At 65.3% G+C, this 22,801-nt stretch carries 15 protein-coding genes; 3 read left to right on the top strand and 12 right to left on the bottom strand.

The features are described 5' to 3' along the window. Positions 1 to 109: 109 nt before the first annotated feature. The 9 genes from V9K84_RS23550 to pilM form a co-directional block, all read right to left on the bottom strand. On the bottom strand, positions 110 to 1,528 hold the full coding sequence (locus tag V9K84_RS23550; protein WP_043859935.1) for an FAD-dependent oxidoreductase: 1,419 nt from the start codon (positions 1,526 to 1,528) through the stop codon (positions 110 to 112). A gap of 33 nt (positions 1,529 to 1,561) precedes the next feature. Then, on the bottom strand, positions 1,562 to 6,007 hold the full coding sequence (gene gltB, locus V9K84_RS23545; RefSeq protein WP_088514655.1) for a glutamate synthase large subunit: 4,446 nt from the start codon (positions 6,005 to 6,007) through the stop codon (positions 1,562 to 1,564). Between the two features lie 367 nt (positions 6,008 to 6,374). Next, positions 6,375 to 7,970, bottom strand: a complete 1,596-nt coding sequence (locus V9K84_RS23540; RefSeq protein ID WP_043859937.1) for an AAA family ATPase — start codon at positions 7,968 to 7,970, stop codon at positions 6,375 to 6,377. A 16-nt stretch (positions 7,971 to 7,986) separates the two neighbouring features. Further along, entirely contained in the window at positions 7,987 to 9,084 is a 1,098-nt protein-coding gene (gene aroB / locus V9K84_RS23535) for a 3-dehydroquinate synthase (protein WP_088514654.1), read from the bottom strand. Between the two features lie 100 nt (positions 9,085 to 9,184). After that, positions 9,185 to 9,703: a shikimate kinase AroK gene (gene aroK / locus V9K84_RS23530; protein ID WP_043859939.1), complete on the bottom strand. Its 519-nt coding sequence runs from the start codon at positions 9,701 to 9,703 to the stop codon at positions 9,185 to 9,187. A gap of 4 nt (positions 9,704 to 9,707) precedes the next feature. Continuing rightward, on the bottom strand, positions 9,708 to 10,955 hold the full coding sequence (gene pilQ, locus V9K84_RS23525) for a type IV pilus secretin PilQ (protein ID WP_235593729.1): 1,248 nt from the start codon (positions 10,953 to 10,955) through the stop codon (positions 9,708 to 9,710). Between the two features lie 48 nt (positions 10,956 to 11,003). After that, on the bottom strand, positions 11,004 to 11,909 hold the full coding sequence (locus V9K84_RS23520) for a pilus assembly protein PilP (RefSeq protein ID WP_088514653.1): 906 nt from the start codon (positions 11,907 to 11,909) through the stop codon (positions 11,004 to 11,006). Beyond that, positions 11,906 to 12,436 (bottom strand): PilN domain-containing protein, encoded by a 531-nt coding sequence (locus V9K84_RS23515; protein ID WP_168186835.1) that lies wholly within the window; start codon positions 12,434 to 12,436, stop codon positions 11,906 to 11,908. Before V9K84_RS23515 ends, V9K84_RS23520 begins: the two co-directional genes overlap by 4 nt. Then, positions 12,433 to 13,284: a pilus assembly protein PilM gene (pilM, locus tag V9K84_RS23510; RefSeq protein WP_088514652.1), complete on the bottom strand. Its 852-nt coding sequence runs from the start codon at positions 13,282 to 13,284 to the stop codon at positions 12,433 to 12,435. Before pilM ends, V9K84_RS23515 begins: the two co-directional genes overlap by 4 nt. A gap of 174 nt (positions 13,285 to 13,458) precedes the next feature. Here pilM and V9K84_RS23505 point away from each other — a divergent pair, with 174 nt between their 5' ends. Continuing rightward, complete coding sequence (locus V9K84_RS23505; RefSeq protein WP_178075066.1) at positions 13,459 to 15,891, top strand: penicillin-binding protein 1A; 2,433 nt, start codon at positions 13,459 to 13,461, stop codon at positions 15,889 to 15,891. Between the two features lie 112 nt (positions 15,892 to 16,003). Here V9K84_RS23505 and V9K84_RS23500 read toward each other — a convergent pair whose 3' ends face one another. The 3 genes from V9K84_RS23500 to rpmE all read right to left on the bottom strand — a co-directional run bounded on the left by V9K84_RS23500 (position 16,004) and on the right by rpmE (position 18,501). Continuing rightward, positions 16,004 to 17,272, bottom strand: coding sequence for a malic enzyme-like NAD(P)-binding protein (locus V9K84_RS23500; protein ID WP_043860148.1), 1,269 nt, complete (start codon positions 17,270 to 17,272; stop codon positions 16,004 to 16,006). 183 nt (positions 17,273 to 17,455) lie between these two features. After that, complete coding sequence (locus tag V9K84_RS23495; protein WP_256582815.1) at positions 17,456 to 18,253, bottom strand: thermonuclease family protein; 798 nt, start codon at positions 18,251 to 18,253, stop codon at positions 17,456 to 17,458. Positions 18,254 to 18,285: 32 nt separating this feature from the next. Then, the gene (rpmE, locus tag V9K84_RS23490; protein WP_043860144.1) at positions 18,286 to 18,501 is read right to left on the bottom strand and encodes a 50S ribosomal protein L31; all 216 of its coding nucleotides are present in this window, start codon (positions 18,499 to 18,501) and stop codon (positions 18,286 to 18,288) included. 166 nt (positions 18,502 to 18,667) lie between these two features. On the opposite strand from rpmE, the gene V9K84_RS23485 reads away from it, so the two are divergent. Together V9K84_RS23485 and argS are read left to right on the top strand one after the other, a co-directional pair. Next, on the top strand, positions 18,668 to 20,887 hold the full coding sequence (locus V9K84_RS23485) for a primosomal protein N' (RefSeq protein WP_078481693.1): 2,220 nt from the start codon (positions 18,668 to 18,670) through the stop codon (positions 20,885 to 20,887). 177 nt (positions 20,888 to 21,064) lie between these two features. After that, positions 21,065 to 22,801, top strand: a complete 1,737-nt coding sequence (gene argS, locus V9K84_RS23480) for an arginine--tRNA ligase (protein ID WP_043860142.1) — start codon at positions 21,065 to 21,067, stop codon at positions 22,799 to 22,801.

Here is a 22,801-nt window from a genome sequence, read left to right as displayed (position 1 = left end):
TTTTGTCTATCGACCTGTGGTAGGTCAATAGATTTAGTTAAAAGCTTCGCCGGCAAGGCCGGCTCCTACAGGTTTGGCAGGAGCCAGCCTTGCTGGCGAAGAGGCCCGATCAGACCTCCAGGTAGTCCAGGATCCCCTCGGCGGCATTGCGCCCCTCGAAGATAGCCGTCACCACCAGGTCCGAACCGCGCACCATGTCGCCACCGGCAAACACCTTGGGGTTGCTGGTCTGGTGCTTGAAGCGGTTCTGCTCCGGCGCCACCACACGGCCCTGGCTGTCGGTCTGGATGCTGAACTGCTCGAACCACGGCGCAGGGCTGGGGCGGAAACCGAAGGCGATGACCACAGCGTCCGCCGGGATGATCTCTTCGGAACCCGGAATCGGCTCGGGGCTGCGACGGCCACGGGCATCCGGCTCGCCGAGACGGGTCTCGACCACCTTCACGCCCTCGACCTTGTCTTCCCCCACGATCGCGATCGGCTGGCGGTTGTAGAGGAACTTCACGCCCTCCTCCTTGGCGTTCTTCACCTCCTTGCGCGAGCCGGGCATGTTCGCTTCGTCACGCCGGTAGGCACAGGTCACGGCCTTGGCGCCCTGGCGGATGGAGGTGCGGTTGCAGTCCATCGCGGTGTCGCCACCGCCCAGCACCACGACCTTCTTGTCCTTCATGTCGACGAAGTCTTGCGGGGACTTTTCAAAGCCCAGGTTGCGGTTGACGTTGGCGATCAGAAAATCCAGCGCGTCGTGCACACCCGGCAGGTCTTCGCCAGGGAAGCCACCCTTCATGTAGGTGTAGGTGCCCATGCCCATGAACACCGCATCGAATTCCTCGAGCAACTGGTCCATGGTGACGTCCTTGCCCACCTCGGTGTTCAGGCGGAACTCGATGCCCATGCCGGTGAAGACTTCGCGGCGGTTGCTGAGCACGGTCTTTTCCAGCTTGAACTCGGGGATGCCGAAGGTCAGCAGGCCGCCGATCTCGGGGTTCTTGTCGAACACCACCGGGGTTACCCCGCCGCGCACCAGCACGTCGGCACAACCCAGGCCCGCCGGGCCGGCACCGATCACCGCGACGCGCTTGCCGGTGGGCACCACCTTGGACATGTCCGGGCGCCAGCCCATGGCGAAGGCGGTGTCGGTGATGTACTTCTCCACCGAGCCGATGGTCACCGCGCCGAAGCCGTCGTTGAGGGTACAGGCACCCTCGCACAGGCGGTCCTGCGGGCACACCCGGCCGCACACTTCGGGCAGGGTGTTGGTCTGGTGCGACAGTTCCGCGGCGGCGAGGATGTTGCCCTCCGACACCAGCTTGAGCCAGTTGGGAATGAAGTTGTGCACCGGGCACTTCCATTCGCAGTACGGGTTGCCACAGCCCAGGCAGCGGTGGGCCTGTTCGGCCGACTGCTGGGGTTTGAAGGGCTCGTAGATTTCCACGAACTCTTTCTTGCGTTGACGCAACAGTTTCTTCTTCGGATCCTTGCGCCCGACCTCGATGAACTGGAAGTCATTACTCAGACGTTCAGCCATGTTCAAAACCTCATCAAACTCTTCAGGCGCATATCACTGCGGGTTGGCACGGGTGCTGGACAGCAGGTTCTTCAGGTTGGCCGCCTTCGGCTTGACCAGCCAGAAGCGACGCACGTAGTCATCCAGGTTTTCCCAGAGCTCACGACCCCATTCGCTGTTGGTTTCTTCGACGTATTCACCCAGCACGCGCTGCAGGTGGCTACGATATGCCTCCATCGCCTCGCCGCTGATACGCTGGATCTCCACCAGTTCGTGGTTGACCTTGTCGACGAAGCTGTTGTCCTGGTCGAGCACGTAGGCAAAACCACCGGTCATCCCGGAACCGAAGTTGTAACCGGTCTTGCCCAATACGCAGACAAAGCCCCCGGTCATGTATTCACAGCAGTGATCGCCCGTGCCCTCGACGATGGCGTGGGCACCGGAGTTGCGCACCGCGAAGCGCTCACCCGCGGTACCGGCGGCGAACAGCTTGCCGCCCGTGGCGCCGTACAGACAGGTGTTGCCGACGATGGCGCTGTGCTGGGTTTCGAACGGGCTGCCCGCTGGCGGCACGATCACCAGTTTGCCGCCGGTCATGCCCTTGCCGACATAGTCGTTGGCATCACCTTCGAGGTACATGTTCAGGCCACCGGCGTTCCACACCCCGAAGCTCTGCCCGGCAGTGCCCTTGAAGCGGAAGGTCAGCGGCGCCTTGGCCATGCCCTGGTTGCCGTGCAGGCGGGCGATTTCACCGGAGATCCGCGCGCCGATGGAGCGGTCGCAGTTGCAGATATCCAGCTCGAATTCGCCGCCGGCCAGGTCACGTATCGCCGGCAGGGCCATCTGCACCATCTTCTCGGCCAGCACGCCCTTGTCGAACGGCGGGTTGCGGTCCACTTCGCAGAACTGCGGCTTGTCGGCCGGAACGTGCGGGCTGCCCAGCAACGGGCTGAGGTCCAGGTGCTTCTGCTTCTCGGTTTCACCGGGGAGCATTTCCAGCAGGTCGGTACGCCCGATCAGCTCGCCCAGGCTGCGCACGCCCAGCCTGGCCAGCCATTCACGGGTTTCCTCGGCCACGTAGGTGAAGAAGTTGACCACCATGTCGACGGTGCCGATGTAGTGGTCCTTGCGCAGTTTTTCGTTCTGCGTGGCCACGCCGGTGGCGCAGTTGTTCAGGTGGCAGATGCGCAGGTACTTGCAGCCCAGGGCGATCATCGGTGCGGTGCCGAAGCCGAAGCTCTCGGCGCCGAGGATCGCGGCCTTGACCACGTCCAGGCCGGTTTTCAGGCCGCCATCGGTCTGTACCCGCACCTTGCCGCGCAGGTCGTTGCCGCGCAGGGTCTGGTGGGTTTCGGCCAGGCCCAGTTCCCACGGCGCACCGGCATACTTGATGGAGGTCAGCGGCGAGGCGCCGGTACCACCGTCGTAGCCGGAGATGGTGATCAGGTCGGCATAGGCCTTGGCCACGCCGGCGGCGATGGTGCCTACCCCGGCTTCGGCCACCAGCTTGACCGAGACCAGCGCCTGCGGGTTGACCTGCTTCAGGTCGAAGATCAGCTGCGAGAGGTCTTCGATCGAGTAGATGTCATGGTGCGGCGGTGGCGAGATCAGGGTCACGCCCGGCACCGCATAGCGCAGCCTGGCGATCAGGCCGTTGACCTTGCCGCCCGGCAGCTGGCCGCCCTCGCCCGGCTTGGCGCCCTGGGCCACCTTGATCTGCAGCACTTCGGCGTTGACCAGGTATTCGGGAGTGACGCCGAAGCGGCCGGTGGCCACCTGCTTGATCTTGGAACTGCGGATGGTGCCGTAGCGGGCCGGGTCTTCGCCGCCCTCGCCGGAGTTGGAGCGCGCGCCCAGGCGGTTCATCGCCTCGGCCAGGGCTTCGTGGGCCTCAGGCGACAGCGCGCCCAGGGAAATACCCGCCGAGTCGAAGCGCTTGAGGATGGCCTCCAGCGGCTCGACTTCGCTCAGGTCCAGCGGCTGCTCCAGGGTTTTCACCTTGAGCAGGTCGCGGATCATCGACACCGGACGCTTGTCGACCAGTGCGGTGTATTCCTTGAACTTGGCGTAGTCGCCCTGCTGCACGGCGGCTTGCAGGGTATTGACCACGTCCGGGTTGTAGGCGTGGTATTCACCACCGTGCACGAACTTGAGCAGACCGCCCTGCTGGATCGGCTTGCGCGGGCTCCAGGCTTCGGCGGCCAGCAGCTTCTGCTCGTTCTCGATGTCGACGAAGCGCGCGCCCTTGAGGCGGCTGGCCACGCCACGGAAGCTCAGGTTGACCACTTCCTCGGACAGGCCCACGGCTTCGAACAGCTGCGCGCCCCGGTAGGAACCGATGGTCGAGATGCCCATCTTGGAGAGGATCTTGAGCAGGCCCTTGGAGATGCCCTTGCGGTAGTACTTGAACACTTCGTCCAGGTCGCCGAGCACTTCGCCGGTGCGGATCAGGTCGGCCAGCACCTCGTAGGCAAGATACGGGTACACCGCCGAGGCGCCGAACCCGATCAGCACCGCGTAGTGGTGTGGATCGCGGGCGGTTGCGGTCTCGACCAGGATGTTGCTGTCGCAGCGCAGGCCCAGTTCGGTCAGGCGATGGTGCACGGCGCCCACGGCCAGCGACGCATGCACCGGCAGCTTGCCGGGTGCGATATGACGGTCGCTCAGTACCAGCTGGGTCTTGCCGCTGCGCACGGCTTCTTCGGCCTGTTCGGTGATGTTGCGCACGGCCGCTTCCAGGCCGATGCTTTCCTCGTAGTTGAGGTCGATCACCTGGCGTTCGAAGCCCGGGCGGTCGAGGTTCATCAGCGAGCGCCACTTGGCCGGCGAAATCACCGGCGAGCTGAGAATCACCCGCGAGGCGTGTTCGGGGGACTCCTGGAAGATGTTGCGCTCGGCACCCAGGCAGATCTCCAGCGACATCACGATGGCTTCGCGCAGCGGGTCGATCGGCGGGTTGGTGACCTGCGCGAACTGCTGGCGGAAGTAGTCGTAGGTGGAACGAACGCGTTGCGACAGGATCGCCATCGGCGTGTCGTCGCCCATCGAGCCCACGGCTTCCTGGCCCTGCTCACCCAACGGGCGCAGCACCTGGTCACGCTCCTCGAAGGTGACCTGGAACATCTTCATGTACTGCTTGAGCTGGTCGCCGTCGTAGCTGGCCACGCCCTGGTCGTCGCTCAGGTCGGCCTGGATGCGCAGGGCATTCTGGCGCAACCAGCGCTTGTACGGGTGGCGCGACTTGAGGCGGTTGTCGATCGCATCGGTGTCGAGGATCTGGCCGGTCTCGGTGTCGAGCGCGAAGATCTGCCCCGGGCCCACGCGGCCCTTGGCGATGACGTCTTCGGGCTTGTAGTCCCACACGCCGATTTCCGACGCCAGGGTGATATAGCCGTTCTTGGTGGTGACCCAGCGCGCCGGGCGCAGGCCGTTGCGGTCGAGCAGGCACACGGCATGGCGGCCTTCGGTGAGCACGATGCCCGCCGGGCCGTCCCAGGCTTCCATGTGCATGGAGTTGTATTCATAGAACGCGCGCAGGTCGGGGTCCATGGTCTCGACGTTCTGCCAGGCCGGCGGTACCAGCATGCGCACGCCACGGAACAGGTCGATGCCACCGGTGACCATCAGCTCGAGCATGTTGTCCATCGACGAGGAGTCGGAGCCCACGCGGTTGACCAGCGGGCCGAGCTCTTCCAGATCCGGGATCAGGTCGTTGGCGAACTTGGTACGCCGCGCCTGGGCCCAGTTGCGGTTGCCGGTGATGGTGTTGATCTCGCCGTTGTGGGCGAGGAAGCGGAATGGCTGGGCCAGCGGCCATTTGGGCAGGGTATTGGTGGAGAAGCGCTGGTGGAACACGCAGATCGCGGTCTGCAGGCGCTCGTCGCTCAGGTCCGGATAGAAGGCGGTGAGGTCCGCCGGCATCATCAGGCCTTTGTAGATGATGGTCTTGTGCGAAAAGCTGCAGATGTAGTGTTCGGCATCGGCGGCGTTGGCCACCGACGAGCGACGCCGGGCACTGAACAGCTTGATCGCGAATTCCTGATCGCTCAGGCCTTCGCCACCGACGAACACCTGCTCGATCTGCGGCAGGCGCTCCAGCGCCAGGCGACCGAGCACGCTGGTGTCGATCGGCACCTTGCGCCAGCCCACCAGGCTCAGGCCGGCAGCGAGGATCTCGCGGTTCATGTTGTCGCGCGCGGCTTCGGCCTTGGCGGTGTCCTGGTTGAAGAACACCATGCCGACCGCGTACTGGCGGGGCAGCTCGCTGCCGAACTGTTCCAGGGCCACGGCCCGCAGGAACCGATCGGGCTTCTGCATCAGCAGCCCGCAGCCGTCGCCGGTCTTGCCGTCGGCGTTGATCCCACCACGGTGGGTCATGCAGGTCAGGGCCTGGATAGCCGTTTGCAAAAGGTGGTGGCTGGGTTCGCCCGTCATATGGGCGATCAGGCCGAAACCACAGTTATCCTTGAATTCTTCGGGATGGTACAGACCTGTTTTCATAGACACTTTCTCACCAGGTTCGCCTCTCACCAAGGCAAATCTCTTTTTAATACAACCACTTACCATCCACGCCGAACGAACGTCAGCTTTGCGGGGGCAATACGGATGCCATTGTTGCACAGCGACAGTGAAGCCCACAAATTTACTGACGCGTCAGTGAAAATCCATGTCGCATTTTTGAATGTTTTTATACAAGAATCCGTGGTAACGGAATTGCTTGAGTCTGAAGCGTTTCAGCCTGGACTGCAACAGGGGCTTGTGGCCGGCAGTCTGGGACAGAAAAGCCTGCCGCGTGTTACGCAGCAGGCTAGACCGGGGTTCAGGAGTCGCTCAGCAGGTGGCGGGGGTAGTGCCACCCGACCATGTATCAGCGGGTCGCAGCCAGTTCTTGTTGGACGCTGGCAACGGTACGAGGCCAAGGTTTACCAGCCTGGACCTTGGCTGGCAAGGTTTTGATTGCAGCGACGGCTGCATCGCGGCTGGAGAAGTTGCCGTAGGTGATCACGTACAGGGGTTTGCCCTGCAGGGTTTTCTTGAAGTAGCGATAGTCGCCACCCTCGGCCTTGACGAACGCCTGGGCCGATGCCTCGGAACTGGTGCCCAGGATCTGCACCACGTAGTTGCCTGGCGCCTGGCCGCTGTACCAGCTACCGCCCGCAGCGGGCTTGGCAGCGGGTTTTTCTGCAGGTTTGGGTGCCGGCTTGGCCGTGGCCACCTGCACGGGCGCAGGGGCGGGCTTGGCGGCAGGTGCAACCGGCTTGCTGGCCACTGGCGCGGCAGGCTGCTGCGCCGGTACAACCGGCTGGGCCATCGTAGGCGCCGGGCCTGCAGTGACACCGGCGGGCGGTGCAGTGGTGGTAACGGTAGGCGGCTGCAGTGCAGTGTCGCCAGCCGGGCCGGATTCCTCGCCATCACCCATGCCGGCCGCCTCGGCCAGCGGGCCGCGCATCACCGGCTGGGACTGGCCCACCAGTGGCAGCGGCATCGGCTGCGAAGAACCGGCGAACTCGATGGCCGGGCCACCGTTGTTCGACTGGGCATTGCCCGGCTTGCCCTGGCCCAGGGGCAGTTGCGCCTGCTCGGCAGGCGCAGTGGCCGGCGCCTGGTCGCCCTTCTTGGGCATCAGCACGGCTGCCGCCACGGCAACCACTACCACGGCAGACAACGCCAGCACGTGTTTCTTCGGCATATTGAACCCCATTGATGGTCGCTTCACCGGCGAGCGGGTGGCGAGCATGGCTTCGATCATGGTATCGCGGGCCACCTGGTTGATTGCTCCAGGCCAGCCGTCCGAGTTTTCGTGAATCTCGGCGATCTGCTCGCTGGTGAACACCTCGATGCCACGCCCGGCACCTTCCAGACGCTGCTCCAGGTATTCCCGGGTTTCGTCCTCGGTGTAGGGCTGCAACTCGATGACGTGGAAACGCTCCTGCTCGGCATTGAGTTCATCCAGGGCTGCGATCAGTGACGGCTCGCCGAACAGGAACACGTGCGGGCGACCTTCCGGTGTGCCCGCCGCCAGTTCCAGCAAGGCTTGGAGTGCCGACTCGCCAAGTTGTTCCGCATCGTCCACCAGCAAGTAGACTTCCTGACCGGTCAGCGCCAGCTGCACGATCTGGGCGAGGATCTCGGTGACTTGCGCCTTGGCCACGTTCAGCGACTGCGCCACCTGGGCCAGCAGGCCGGCTGCATCGCCGGCGCCACGCGCCGAAACCACCACGCTGAGCACCGACTGCTTGTTGGTGCTGGCCACCAGGGCCTGGCGCAGCAGGGTCTTGCCGCTGCCCAGAGGGCCTGTGACCACCAGCAGCAACTGGCTGTAGCGGGCCAGGTGATGCAACTGGCCCAGCACCGGCTTGCGCTGGGCAGGGAAGAACTTGAAGCCAGGCACCCGCGCAGCGAAGGGGTCATGGTTCAACTGGTAATGGCCGAGAAAGGCCTCGTCGGCATGCAAACTAGTCATCGAACTCTCGTCAACCTCAAAGCTGGGCCACGATTGCGCGGTAATCCGCCGCCAGCGTGGCCTGAAGAATCTCTTGCGGATAGTCGTCGGTCACCATGGCTTCGCCCATATGGCGCAGCAGGACCAGGCGCAGACGACCGTCGAGCACCTTTTTATCGACCGCCATGTGTTCCATGAAGTGGGCTGGGGTCATTTCGGCCGGAGGCACCACCGGCAGGCCGGCGCGCTGGAACAGGCGAATGCCGCGGTCGCGCTGCGCCTGGCTGATCCAGCCCAGGCGCATGGACATTTCCAGGGCCATTACCGTGCCAGCCGCCACGGCTTCACCGTGCAGCCACACACCATAGCCCATGTGGGTTTCGATGGCGTGGCCAAAGGTGTGACCGAGATTGAGCGTGGCACGCACGCCCGACTCGCGCTCGTCAGCCCCCACCACGGCCGCCTTGGCCTCGCAGGAGCGCTGGATGGCGCGGGTCAGTGCAGCCTGGTCGAGCGCACGCAGCGCATCGACATTGTCTTCGAGCCAGCCCAGAAACGGCTCGTCGCAGATCAGGCCGTACTTGATCACCTCGGCCAGGCCCGCCGACAGCTCGCGCGGCGGCAGGCTCTTGAGGCTGGCGGTATCGATCAGCACCGCGTTGGGCTGATAGAAGGCACCGACCATGTTCTTGCCCAGCGGGTGGTTGATGCCGGTCTTGCCGCCCACCGACGAGTCCACCTGGGACAGCAGCGTGGTGGGCACCTGGATGAAGTCCACGCCGCGCTGGTAGCAGGCGGCGGCAAAGCCGGCCATGTCGCCGATCACCCCGCCGCCCAGGGCGATCACGGTGGTGCGACGGTCGTGGCGCGCCGTCAGCAGGGCGTCGAAGATCAGTTGCAGGGTTTCCCAGTTCTTGAAGGCCTCGCCATCGGGCAGCACCACCGGCAGTACCGAATAGGCCCCCAGGCTGTGGGTGAGGCGTTGCAGGTAAAGGGGCGCGACAGTCTCGTTGGATACGATGGCGACCTGCTTGCCGGCAATGTGCGGCGCCAGCAGTTCAGGCTGATCCAGCAGGCCTTCGCCGATGTAGATCGGGTAGCTGCGTTCGCCCAGTTCGACCTTAAGTGTCTGCATGTGTCCCCACAAAGAACAAAGGCGCGGCATCGAAGACCCGACCCGCGCAATAACGAAGTGCCCTGCCAGGGCATGACTGGCCGCCGAGGATAGTCAAGCCTTAACGGGGCGGCAACTTCTGCAAGCGCTCCAGAATATCCAGAACCACCATGCGCGGCGGCCGCTCGTCGGTTTCCACCACCAGGTCGGCGATTTCCCGATAAAGCGGGTCGCGCAACTCGAGCAAGGCACGCAGAGTGGCCTCCGGGTTGGCCGTGCGCAGCAGCGGCCGGTTGCGGTCACGGGCCGTACGCCCCACCTGCTGCTCCACCGAGGCGTGCAGGTAGATCACGCGCCCCCCGGCATGCAGCGCCGCACGGTTGGCATCGCGCATCACCGCGCCGCCGCCGGTGGCCAGCACCACACCGTCGGCCTCGCACAGCTCGGCGATCATCGCCTGCTCGCGATCACGAAAGCCGGGCTCGCCTTCCTTGTCGAAGATCCACGGGATGTTGGCGCCCGTGCGCAGCTCAATTTCCTTGTCGGAATCCTTGAACGGCAGGCGCAGCTCTTTGGCCAGCAAGCGACCGATGGTGCTCTTACCGGCACCCATCGGCCCTACAAGTATCAAATTTCGCACAGAATCAACGACTCACAGCAATCGCCCGGTCACTCATGATACGCGGAGTCAGGAAGACCAGCAGCTCGGATTTTTTCTCTTGGATGACAGCGCGACGAAACAGCCGCCCAACATACGGCACATCGCCGAAAAATGGCACCTTGTCGACAACATTACTTTGCACGGTGGCATACACCCCGCCGATCACGATGGTCTCGCCGTCCCCCACCTGAACCTTGGCATTCACCTCGTTCTTGCGGATCGGCGGCACGCTGTTGAGGGCATTGAGGTAGTCCGGCTCGTCCTTGGTGACCTTGACCGTCATGATCACCCGGTTGTCGGCCGTGATCTGCGGGGTCACCTCCAGCGACAGCGAGGCCTCGCGAAAGGTGGTGGACGTAGTGCCGTTGGCGCCCGACTCCTGATACGGCACCTCGGTACCCTTGAGGATGCGCGCGGTTTCCTTGTCGGCGGTGACCACCTTGGGCTGGGAGATGATTTCGCCATTGCCGGTCTTTTCCATCGCGCTGAGCTCCAGGTCGAGCAGCACACTGTCGCGCACCAACCCCAGGCCGATACCCGAGGTGGCCCGTTCCACCCCCAGGTCGACGAACGGCAGCCCGTCGGCGGCCAACCCGCCTGCGCGCAGGCCGCCGCCCAGTTGCACCGCCCCGCCCCAACGCACCCCCAGGCTTTTTTCGTAATCGACATTGGCCTCGACGATGCGCGCCTCGATCATCACCTGGCGAACCGGTACATCGAGCTGCGCGAGCAGCCGCCGCAGGTCGGCCAGGCGTGCCGACGGCTGGCTGGCAATGATGGTGTTGGTGCGCTCGTCGACCGTGATCGCGCCGGGGTCGTCGTCCTCGACCATGGCCTGGAACAGCTGCACGATGTCCCCGGCCCGCGCATGGCTGACCGTGAGCAGTTCGCGCACCAGCGTGGGCGGGGCCTGCGCCGCACGGGCCTGGGTATCGTGCCCGGCCAGTTCGGCCAAAGGCGCCACCAGCAGCACGTTGCCCTCCTGACGCCGACCCAGGCCCTTGCTGCGCAGCACCAGGTCCAGTGCCTGTTCCCAGGGCACCTCGTGCAGACGCAGGGTCACCTTGCCCTGTACTGCATCACTGGCCACCAGGTTGACCCCGGTGAAGTCGGCCAGCACCTTGAGCACCGAACGCACCTCGACATCCTGGAAACTCAACGACAGCGGCTCGCCGCCATACCCTGCCCCCTCGGCCCCAAGGCCTGCACCTGCTACCGGCAGCGCCACCATCAGTACCGCACACAGGCTGAACATCCTGTTCATCCACGACCTCCCTGGTCAGTTGACGACGTGTCGAGCCACCCCATTGGCTTCGATCACCTGCGAGCGCTCCACCCAGCCGGCGCCCTCGACCCATACCTGCTCCTCGAGCTCGACCTGCTGCGCATCGATGCGCACCACCCGCCCCTTGTCCGGCCCCAGCCGGTCACCTTCGCGCAACGGGTACAGCGCCCCCGCAACACGGATCAACGCGACCCCGCCGCGACGGTCGGCCAGGTGCCCGACCAGTTCCATCTGTTCCAGCGGCACGTGTTCCAGCGCAAATTCGAGCGCTGCGCGCGCCGGCGCGGCAAAGGGATCGCGCGCCTCCGCCAGCACCGGCGCCGGCTGCGCCACGGGGTCGACCGGCAGGCCGGACGCATAGGCCTTGAGGTGCATCTGCAGACGCAGCTGCCCACGCCCCGCCAGCGGCGCCAGGTGAAGGTCATGCAGGGTCACGCGCTCAGGCAGTGTGGCCAGGGCGTCGACAAAACCGGCCAGCGCGGCGAAGTCGCCCACCACCTGCAGGTGCACCGGCATTTCGGCATGCAGGGCCTGCGGCTGCGCCGGCAACACTTTCACCTGCTCGAACACCAGGCCCCGCCCGGCCCGGGCGACAGCCTGCAGCAGGCCGGGCATGCCGCCCGCTGGCAGCAGCCGGGCCTGGGCCTCCCGCAGGCGTTGCTCCAGGCCGAGCAAGCGGGCCTGCTGCTCGTCCAGCCGGGCGACCTGGTCTGCCTGCGCTTGCCAGGCCTGCTGCAACTCGGCCCCACGCGCCAGCGCCCGCTCAAGCGAAGCGTTCGCCCCGCGCAGGTGCAGCCCATAACCGCTACCGAGCGCCAGCAGCAGGCAAGCCGACAGCAACAGCGCCTTGTACCGCCGAGGCCACGCTGCCATCAGGTACCAGTCGAGAGCCGGGCTCATGGCTGCACCTGCGCACGGAGGTGGAACACCTCGCCGGCGGCGGTGGCCTTGATCTCCTGCAACTGCACCTCGCTCAGGCCAGGGGCCTGATCCAGATTGCGCAGCAGTTGAGTGACCGACGCCCGCCCCTGTGCCACCCCCTCCAGGCGCAGCGCGCTGCCCTCGAGCGCCAGTGCAGTCAGTTGCAACCCTTGTGGCACCCGCGTGGCCAGCGGTGCAAGCACCTGACCACCTGGGGACGCGGCGCGCAGCACGGCATCCAGCCCCTGGATGCGTTCCTGCAGCGCATCGCCCCGGGCGGTCAGGTCGGCCAGTTCTGCCAGCGGGCCCTCAAGCCGGGCGATGGCATCGCGCAGGGCCGCATTGGCCTGCCCCTGCTGCGCCAGGCGATAGACGCCATGCCGGTCCAGCAGCACCACGATGGCGACCCCCAGCAGCAGAGCCACCAGCATCAACCCCTGCAACTGCCGCACACTGCGCTGGCGTTGCCAGGCCCGCCACGGCAGCAGGTTGATATCGCGCCTCACGGGGCACGCCTCAACGCCAGCCCATAGGCCAGCGCCAGCGCGGGTTCGGCGGCATCGAACACCGTGGTTTCGATACCCAGCCGACGCTGCACTTCCAGCGCCTGGGCCGAATCGGCAGCCGCCCCGGTCACCACCAGCCGCGCCGGTGCAGGGCCCTCCAGGGCCTGCAACCAGCGTTCGATGCAGGCAGCCAACGCCTGCGGCACATCGGCCGCTGCACCCGCGTCGGCACGCCATGCCTGGTGCTGTGCATGCAGCGCCCAGTGCCCTGGCTCGACCCGCACCACGGCGACCGCGTCATCGTCCGCCCCGACCGCGCGCAACAACGCCAGGCTGTCGGTCTCGACCACCCGCGCACGCAGGCCTGCCAGCTCCAGTGCCGCCTCCAGCCCATCGAGCCAGCCCTGATGACAGGCATACACCCCCACCGCCTCGTAGCACGGGTCGTGCGCGACCGAGCCGCGGCACTCGAAATCGAAGGCCGCCTCGTCCAGGGCAAAGGGTATGAAAGGTTCGGCCTCATGGCACAGGCGGGCAAACAGGGCATCCTCTGCCAGCCCCGCCGGCACCTGCACGGTCTTGCTCAGCACGGCCGTGGCCGGAATCGCCAGCGCCGCCTCGCGCAAGGTGGCACCGCTGCGGGCCAGGGCATCGCCCAGCACCTGCGCCAGCTGTGCCGGGTCGGCCACCCGGCCGTCCTGCAGCACGCCCGCCGCCAGCGTCTGCACGGCCTGCGCACGCACCTCGAAGGCCCCTGCCACCTGCCGCAGCTGCAGCAATCGCACCGCGCAACATGAAATATCGATACCCAGCAGTGAACCGGCATCCTTGCCGAAACGTCCAAACATTGGCTTTCCCTGGCATCCGCCTGCATCGACCGGCCCCCAGACAGGGCACCGGTCAGCCCGTGCACCGCGCAACCCACGCGGCACAGTGAAAATTGCTTATAATGCCCAGCGTTTTTTCTCGTCGATCAGCCCTGCGCTCAATCCATATTTCAAACTGGACACCCCAAAGCCTTGATACGCCTGCTGAAGTTCTTCTGGTGGTCTTTCGTCGCAGTCATCTGTGCCGTCGTGCTCGGTCTGAGCGGCGCGTTTCTGTATCTTAGCCCCAGCCTGCCCTCGGTAGAGGCCCTGAGAAGCATCCAGTTGCAGATCCCTTTGCGGGTATACAGCAGCGATGGAAAGCTGATTGCCGAGTTCGGCGAGATGCGGCGTTCTCCCATCCGTTTCGCCGACATTCCCCCGCATTTCATCCAGGCTTTGCTGTCCGCCGAAGACGACAACTTCGCCAATCACTATGGGGTCGACCCCAGCAGCCTGATGCGCGCTGCAACACAATTGCTCAAGTCCGGGCACATCCAGACCGGCGGCAGCACCATCACCATGCAGGTGGCGAAGAACTTCTTCCTCAGCAGCGAACGCAGCTTCTCGCGCAAGACCAACGAGATCCTGCTGGCCCTGCAGATCGAGCGCGAGCTGACCAAGGACGAGATCCTCGAGCTGTACGTGAACAAGATCTACCTGGGCAACCGTGCCTACGGCATCGAAGCCGCAGCGCAGGTGTACTACGGCAAGTCGATCCGTGACGTGAGCCTGGCGCAGATGGCGATGATCGCCGGCCTGCCCAAGGCACCGTCGCGCTTCAACCCGCTGGCCAACCCGACGCGCGCCAAGGAGCGCCGCGACTGGATCCTGGGGCGCATGTACAAGCTGGGCAAGATCGACGAAGCCAGCTATCAGGCCGCCCTGGCCGAACCGATCAACGCCAGCTACCACGTGCCGACGCCCGAGGTGAATGCCCCGTACATCGCCGAGATGGCCCGCGCCGAGATGGTCGGCCGCTACGGCAGCGACGCCTACACCGAAGGTTTCCGCGTGACCACCACGGTGCCGAGCGACCTGCAGGAAATGGCCAACAGCGCCGTGCTCGATGGCCTCAGTGCCTACGACCACCGCCACGGCTACCGCGGCCCCGAGTCGCGCCTGCCGGGCAAGACCCAGGCCGCCTGGCTGCAGGAACTGACCAAGCTGCGCCCACTGGGCGGGCTGGAACCGGCCATCGTCACCCAGGTCGACAAGACCGGCCTGCAGGTGCTGACCAAGTCGGGCCAGACCGAGACCGTGGCCTGGGACACCATGAAATGGGCCCGCCCATTCCTCAACACCAACAGCCAGGGCCACGCCCCGCAGCAGCCTGGCGATGTGGCCCAGGTCGGCGACGTGATCCGCGTGCAACGCACCAGCGAAGGCGAACTGAAGTTCAGCCAGGTGCCGGGCGCCCAGAGCGCACTGGTGACCCTGGACCCGAACAACGGCGCCATCCGCGCTCTGGTGGGCGGCTTCTCGTTCGAGCAGAGCAACTACAACCGCGCCATGCAGGCCAAGCGCCAGCCGGGCTCGAGCTTCAAGCCGTTCGTCTACAGCGCGGCGCTGGACAACGGCTACACCGCCGCCAGCCTGGTCAACGACGCCCCTATCGTGTTCGTCGACGAGTACCTGGACAAGGTGTGGCGACCCAAGAACGACACCAACACCTTCCTTGGCCCGATCCGCATGCGCGAGGCGCTGTACAAGTCGCGCAACCTGGTATCGATCCGCCTGCTGCAGGCCATGGGCGTGGACAAGACCATCGACTACATCGCCCGTTTCGGCTTCAACAAGCAGGACCTGCCGCGCAACCTGTCGCTGGCGCTGGGCACCGCGACCCTCACGCCGATGGAGATCGCCACCGGCTGGAGCGCGTTTGCCAACGGCGGCTACAAGATCACCCCGTACCTGATCGACCGCATCGAAAGCCGCAATGGCGAGACGCTGTTCACCGCCAACCCGCCCAGCGTGCCTCGGGGGCATCAGGACGAGGCCGGGATTGGCGCCGCCGAAACGCCGATCGTCACCGATGCGGCACTGGGCGCCGACGTGAGTGCGGTGGCGCCGCAGGTGCCGGCGGTGGCCGAGCAGATCATCGACGGACGTACCAGCTACATCCTCACCAGCATGCTGCAGGACGTGATCAAGCGTGGCACCGGGCGACGTGCCCTGGCGCTGGGGCGCACCGACCTGGCGGGCAAGACCGGTACCACCAACGAGTCCAAGGATGCGTGGTTCTCCGGCTACAACGCCGACTACGTGACCACCGTATGGAGCGGCTTCGACCAGCCCGAGACCCTGGGCCGTCGCGAGTATGGCGGTACCGTGGCGCTGCCGATCTGGATGAGCTTCATGGGCGCCGCGCTCAAGGACAAGCCGATGCACACGCTGCCGCAGCCTGAAGGCATCCTCAGCCTGCGGGTGGACCCGGTGAGCGGCCGTGCGGCCACGCCGAGCACGCCTGATGCGTACTTCGAGCTGTTCAAGGCCGAAGACACCCCGCCGTCGGTCAACGAGCTGGGTGGCAGTGCGCCAGGCAGCCCGCTGCCGGCGGACGAGTCGGCGCCGATCGATCTGTTCTGATGGGGTAACCCGGGGGCTGCCCTGCAGCCCATTCGCCAGCACAATTACCAGCCCCAAACAAAAAGCCCCGACTCTCGCGAGCCGGGGCTTTTTGCTACAACGCTACAACGGCTCAGCCGTTGAACACGTCATCCACGCTCTTGAGCGGGTAGTTCTTCGGATACGGCAGGGTCGCCACACCGCTTTCGATCGCAGCCTTGGCCACGGCATCGGAAACCACGGTGATCAGGCGTGCGTCCATCGGCTTTGGAATGATGTACTCACGACCGAATTCCAGCGCGTCGACGCCGTAGGCAGCGCAGACTTCCTTGGGCACCGGCAGCTTGGCCAGGTCTTTCAGGGCGTTGGCGGCAGCGATCTTCATCTCTTCGTTGATGCGCTTGGCGCGAACGTCCAGGGCACCACGGAAGATGAACGGGAAGCCCAGTACGTTGTTGACCTGGTTCGGGTAGTCGGAACGACCGGTGGCCATGATCACGTCGCTGCGGGTGGCGTGGGCCAGCTCCGGCGAGATTTCCGGGTCCGGGTTCGAGCAGGCGAACACGATCGGGTTCGGTGCCATCGACTTGAGGCCTTCAGGGCTCAGCAGGTTCGGACCGGACAGGCCGACGAACACGTCAGCGCCTTCCAGGGCATCGGCCAGGCTGCGCTTGTCGGTAGCGTGGGCGAACACCGCCTTGTACTGGTTCAGGTCGTCACGGCCAGCGTGGATCACGCCGGTACGGTCGACCATGAAGATGTTTTCGATCTTAGCGCCCATGCTCACCAGCAGCTTCATGCAGGAGATGGCCGCAGCACCGGCGCCCAGGCAGACGATCTTGGCATCGGCGAGGGTCTTGCCCGCGATTTCCAGGGCGTTGATCATGCCGGCCGCGGTCACGATCGCGGTGCCGTGCTGGTCATCGTGGAACACCGGGATGTCGCACTGCTCGATCAGCGCGCGCTCGATCTCGAAGCACTCGGGTGCCTTGATGTCTTCCAGGTTGATGCCGCCGAAGGTGATCGAGATGCGCTTGACGGTGTCGATGAAGGCCTGCGGGCTTTCGGCATCGACTTCGATGTCGAACACGTCGATACCGGCGAAACGCTTGAACAGAACACCCTTGCCTTCCATCACCGGCTTGGACGCCAGTGGGCCCAGGTTGCCCAGGCCGAGGATGGCGGTGCCGTCGGAAATGACTGCTACCAGGTTGCCCTTGCCGGTGTACTGGTAGGCCAGCTCCGGGTCACGGGCGATTTCACGTACTGGCTCGGCAACACCCGGGCTGTAGGCCAGCGCCAGGTCGCGAGCAGTCGCGGTCGGTTTGGTGAGCTCTACGCTCAGTTTCCCCGGACGAGGCTGAGCATGGTATTCGAGAGCGGCAGTTTTCAAATCTGACATGATGGGCATTCCGCTTTTACTGTTCTGACGGACCGCCGAGGATACGCAAAGAGCAATGGGCCGACAAGACTGCCCGGTCACTTGTGTCAAGGCCTTTAGCCTACGACTTTAAGCCAAGAGCCGCAGCCCGCAAGGCTTTCAGTGTGTACAATCCATTTTTAAAATGTTCACAATTTATTATCTTTATTGTCTTTCCAGCATCGTCGGGTCGGTGAGTGGCAGCATCCAGCGCGCCTGACCCGGCTTGAGCCCGCCCTTGCGGGAACGATCCAGCACCCAACCGCGGGCTTCGACGCGCCGGCCTTCGAGGCCGTCGGTGAAATCAGGCGCAAAGTTGCGCGACAACCTGGCCGGCACCTGAAGCACCAGCGAATGGCCCAACTCGATCCAGATGGCGCCACCGCTGTGCTCGACCGACTGAACCTGGCCAGCGACCAGCGCAAAGCCGGCCTGGCGCAGGTGCCCCGGCGCGATCACCGGCGGCTGGCCCCACAGCCCCGCGCGGGCGCTGCGGGCGGCCTGTTCAGCCTGTTGATGGCAGTCGCGCAGGGCGATGTTGGGCGCTACCGCGATGCGATAACCCAGACCCTCGCCCAGCAGTTGTTCTTCCAGATTGTGACCAGAGCGGTCGAACACATGGGCCAGGGTGCGCTTGTATTTGTCGCGCGGCTCTGTACCCGGCAGCAGCTCGACCCGCCCGCCACTGGCCTTGACCAGGGCCTGCAAACGCTGGCGCGCGGCCACCGCATAGGGCTCGCTGGGCCGCCCCTTGCGCCCGATCTCGGGAGCATTGATGCCGATCAGGCGCACATTGCGCCCATCATTCAGACGCAAGGTATCGCCGTCGATCACCTGGCGTACCGCAACGCTCTGCACCCCGCCCTGGAGGTCGGCCGGCAGCGTACACAGCGCCTGCGCCGGCAACTGCCAGATCGCGGCCACAAAAAAGGCGCCCACCAGGGACGCCTTCTTCAACAGCATTGCCAAGCCCATGGGGCCAGCTTCGCGCCGTCTTACTTCTTGGCACCGAACATGCCGAAACGGTCGGCGAACTTCTGTACGCGGCCGCCGGTGTCCAGCACTTTCTGCTTACCGGTGTAGAACGGGTGGCACTCGTTGCAGACGTCGGTGGCCAGTGGGGCGCACAGGGTCGAACGGGTCTGGAACACATTGCCGCAGCTGCAGGTGACTGCGACTGCTTCATAATTCGGATGAATTTCTGGTTTCATGGTCACTTCCTCGACTGCGTGCCGCCACCCAACACCATTGTTGAATACCGCACGTAATTAGGCGGCGAATAATACCAGAGCATGCCATCAGCGCAAGTTGTCGCTTGTACCGACTGTCGTCTGCTAGGCTCGGCGGCTACCGAATTGCCCTTCAGAGACCCTGCGCGTGTCCGACGTCATCCTTCGCCTTGCCTTGCCCTCGCCCCTGCGGCGGTTGTTCGACTACAGGGCCCCGGCAAGCATGGCGCACACCGCATTCACCCCCGGCATGCGCCTGCGCGTGCCGTTCGGGCGCCGCGAGATGATCGGCATCCTGGTGGAGGTGTGCGAGCACAGCGAGGTGCCCGCCGACAAACTCAAGCCCGCCATCGCCCTGCTTGACCCGGTATCGCCGATACCGCCAGCCCTGTTCAAGCTGTGCGTGTGGACCGCGCAGTACTATCAGCACAGCCTGGGCGACACCCTGAGCTGGGCGCTGCCGGTGCTGCTGCGCCAGGGCGAGCCGGCCGAAGCGCACCAGGAACGCTTCTGGCAGGTGGCCCCGGGGGCGCGCCACGACGACCCGCGCATCGCCCGCGCACCGCGCCAGCGCGATGCCCTGGCCACCCTGGCGCAGCATCCGCACGGCGTGGCCCACGGCCTGCTGAGCAAGCTCAAACTGAGCAAGGACAGCCTCGACCTGCTGCTGGCCAAGGAGCTGGTGCAGGTGGAGGTACGCCGGCATGCCCCGCCGGCGCGCCACGAACACTGGCTGGCACAGCCCGAACTGCCGCTCAACGATGAACAGAAGGCGGCGTTTCATGCGGTGCAGGCAGGGTTCGGCAGCTTCCATGCCTTTCTGTTGGCCGGGGTCACCGGCAGCGGCAAGACCGAGGTCTACCTGCAACTGATCCGCGAGACCCTGGAGGCCGGCAAGCAGGCGCTGATCCTGATTCCGGAGATCAACCTCGGGCCGCAGACCCTGGCGCGCTTCGAGCAGCGCTTCAATGCGCGCATTGCCCTGCTGCATTCGGCAGTCAACGACCGCGAACGCCTCAAAGCCTGGCTGGCGGCCCGTGATGGCGAGGCCGACATCATCATCGGTACCCGCTCGGCGCTGTTCACGCCCATGAAGAACCCGGGCCTGATCATCATCGACGAGGAGCACGACGGCTCCTACAAGCAGCAGGAAGGCCTGCGCTATCACGCCCGCGACCTGGCCCTGGTGCGCGCGCACCAGGAGCACATCCCGATCCTGCTAGGCTCGGCCACGCCATCGCTGGAAAGCCTGCACAACGCCTACTCCGGTCGTTACGGCCTGCTGCGCATGAACCACCGCGCCGGTGGCGCCAAGGCGCCGCGCTTCCTGCGCCTGGACGTCAAGAGCCGGCCGCTGGACAGCGGCATCAGCGGGCCGATGCAACAGGCCATCGGCCAGACCCTGGCCGCCGGCCAGCAGGTGCTGGTGTTCCTCAACCGTCGCGGCTTTGCCCCCACGCTGCTGTGCCACGACTGCGGCTGGCTGTCGGAATGCCCGCGCTGCGATGCGCGCATGACCGTGCATCAGCGCTCCGGCGAACTGCGCTGCCACCACTGCGGCTATGACGAGCGCGTACCGCGCCAGTGCCCGCAGTGCAACCATGTGGACCTGCGCCCGGTAGGCGCAGGCACCGAGCGCGCCGAAGAGCGCCTGAGCATTCTGTTTCCGGATGTCCCGGTGCTGCGCGTGGACCGCGACAGCACCTCGCGCAAGGACGCGATGAACCAGCTGTTCGCCACAGTGCAGCGCGGCGAGCCGTGCATCCTGGTCGGCACCCAGATGCTGGCCAAGGGGCACCACTTTCCGCGGGTCACCCTGGTGGCGATCCTGGATGCCGATGGCGGGCTGTTCTCCGGGGATTTTCGCGCCAGCGAGCGCATGGCCCAACTGATCGTGCAGGTGGCAGGGCGTGCCGGGCGTGCAGAGGAGCCAGGCAAGGTGATCATCCAGACGCACCTGGCCGACCATCCTCTATTGGTACAGCTTACCGAGCAGGGCTATTTCGCGTTTGCCGAACAGGCCCTGAGCGAGCGCCGCGCCGCCGGCCTGCCGCCCTTCGCGCACCTGGCGCTGCTGCGCGCCGAGGCGCACAAGCCGGGGCAGGCCGAGAGCTTTCTCGACGAGGCCTGCAGCGCCGCCGAGCAGTTGCTGGCAGAGCACGACCTGCACGGCATCGAGCTGCTGGGCCCGGTGCCGGCGCCGATGGAGCGACGGGCGGGACGTTTTCGTGCGCAATTGTTGTTGCAGGCCAATGCAAGGGCATCCTTGCATCGTCTGATGAGCGCCTGGCTGTTAGTGTTGGAGCAGATGCCGAGCGGGCGACAGGTGCGCTGGTCGCTGGATGTGGACCCGGTCGACCTGTACTGACCGCTTCGCCGGCAACGCCGGCTCCTACAGGTTTGATGAGCCCTGGCCCTCTGCAGAGCCTGCATTGTCGGCCAAAGGGCCCTAAAGGTTGGCAACCTCGCCCCGGCAACGGATAATACCCAGTTTTTCCACCTGCGCATCCAGGCGCCGCCGCGCTTGCGGTCGAAAGAGAAGCCCATGAAAGACACCATTCGCCAGCTGATCCAGCAAGCCCTCACCCAACTCGTCAACGACGGTGTGCTGCCTGACGGGCTGACGCCGGCGATCCAGGTGGAAAACGCCCGGGACAAGACCCACGGCGATTTCGCCAGCAACATCGCGATGATGCTGGCCAAGCCCGCCGGCCTCAAGCCGCGCGACCTGGCCGAGAAACTCATCGCCGCCCTGCCCGCCGACCCGCAGGTCAGCAAGGTGGAGATCGCAGGCCCGGGCTTCCTCAACTTCTTCCAGAACACCCAGGCCCTGGCCTCGCGCCTGGATGCCGCACTGGCCGACGCCAGGCTCGGCGTGCACAAGGCCGGCGCCACGCAGAAGGTCGTGATCGACATGTCGGCGCCCAACCTGGCCAAGGAAATGCACGTCGGCCACCTGCGCTCGACCATCATCGGCGACGCCGTGGCCCGTGTGCTGGAGTTTCTCGGTGACGATGTGGTACGCCAGAACCACGTGGGCGACTGGGGTACCCAGTTCGGCATGCTGATGGCGTACCTGGAAGAGAACCCGATCACCAGCGAAGAGCTGTCGGACCTGGAGAACTTCTACCGCGCCGCCAAGAAGCGGTTCGACGAGTCCAGCGAGTTCGCCGACCGCGCCCGTGGCCTGGTGGTCAAGCTGCAGGCCGGCGACCCCGAGTGCCTGAAGCTGTGGACCCGCTTCAAGGACATCTCGCTGTCGCACTGCCAGAAGACCTACGAGCTGCTCAACGTCAAGCTGACCATGGCCGACGTGATGGGCGAAAGCGCCTACAACGACGACCTGGCCAATGTGGTCGAGGACCTCAAGGCCAAGGGCATGCTGGTGGAAAGCAACGGCGCCCAGTGCGTGTTCCTCGACGAGTTCAAGAACGCCGAGGGCGAGCCGCTGCCGGTGATCATCGTCAAGGCCGACGGCGGCTACCTGTACGCCACCACCGACCTGGCCGCCGTTCGCTACCGCAGCGGCGTGCTCAAGGCCGACCGCGCCCTGTACTTCGTCGACCAGCGCCAGGCCCTGCACTTCCAGCAGGTGTTCGCGGTGGCCCGCAAGGCCGGCTTCGTGACCCACCCGATGGACATGGAGCACATGGGCTTCGGCACCATGAACGGCGCCGACGGCCGCCCGTTCAAGACCCGCGACGGCGGCACCGTGAAGCTGATCGACCTGCTCAACGAAGCCAAGGAGCGTGCCTACGCCCTGGTCAAGGAGAAGAACCCGCAGCTGCCTGAAGAAGAACTGCGCGCCATCGCCAAGGTGGTGGGCATCGGCGCGGTCAAGTACGCCGACCTGTCCAAGCACCGTACCAGCGACTACAGCTTCAACTTCGAGCTGATGCTCAACTTCGAAGGCAACACCGCGCCGTACCTGCTGTACGCCTACACCCGCGTGGCCGGCGTGTTCCGCAAGCTGGGCAAGGGCTTCGACCAGGTCGAAGGCGAGATCCGCTTGCAGGCACCGCAGGAACAGGACCTGGCCGCGCGCCTGGCGCAGTTCGGCGAAATCCTGAACAACGTCGCCGAAAAAGGTACCCCGCACGTACTGTGCAGCTACCTCTACGACGTGGCCGGCCTGTTCTCCAGCTTCTACGAGAACTGCCCGATCCTCGCCGCAGAAACACCCGAACAGCAGCAGAGCCGCCTGCGCCTGGCCGCCCTGACCGGTCGCACCCTCAAGCAGGGCCTGGAGCTGCTTGGCCTGGAAACCCTGGAGCGCATGTAA

Origin of the sequence: Pseudomonas sp. AE27 (assembly GCF_037113495.1) — a bacterium.
Classification (GTDB): domain Bacteria; phylum Pseudomonadota; class Gammaproteobacteria; order Pseudomonadales; family Pseudomonadaceae; genus Aquipseudomonas; species Aquipseudomonas palmensis.
The sequence above is the reverse complement of the archived record's forward strand: the minus strand, read 5'-3'. Positions and strand labels throughout refer to the sequence as shown.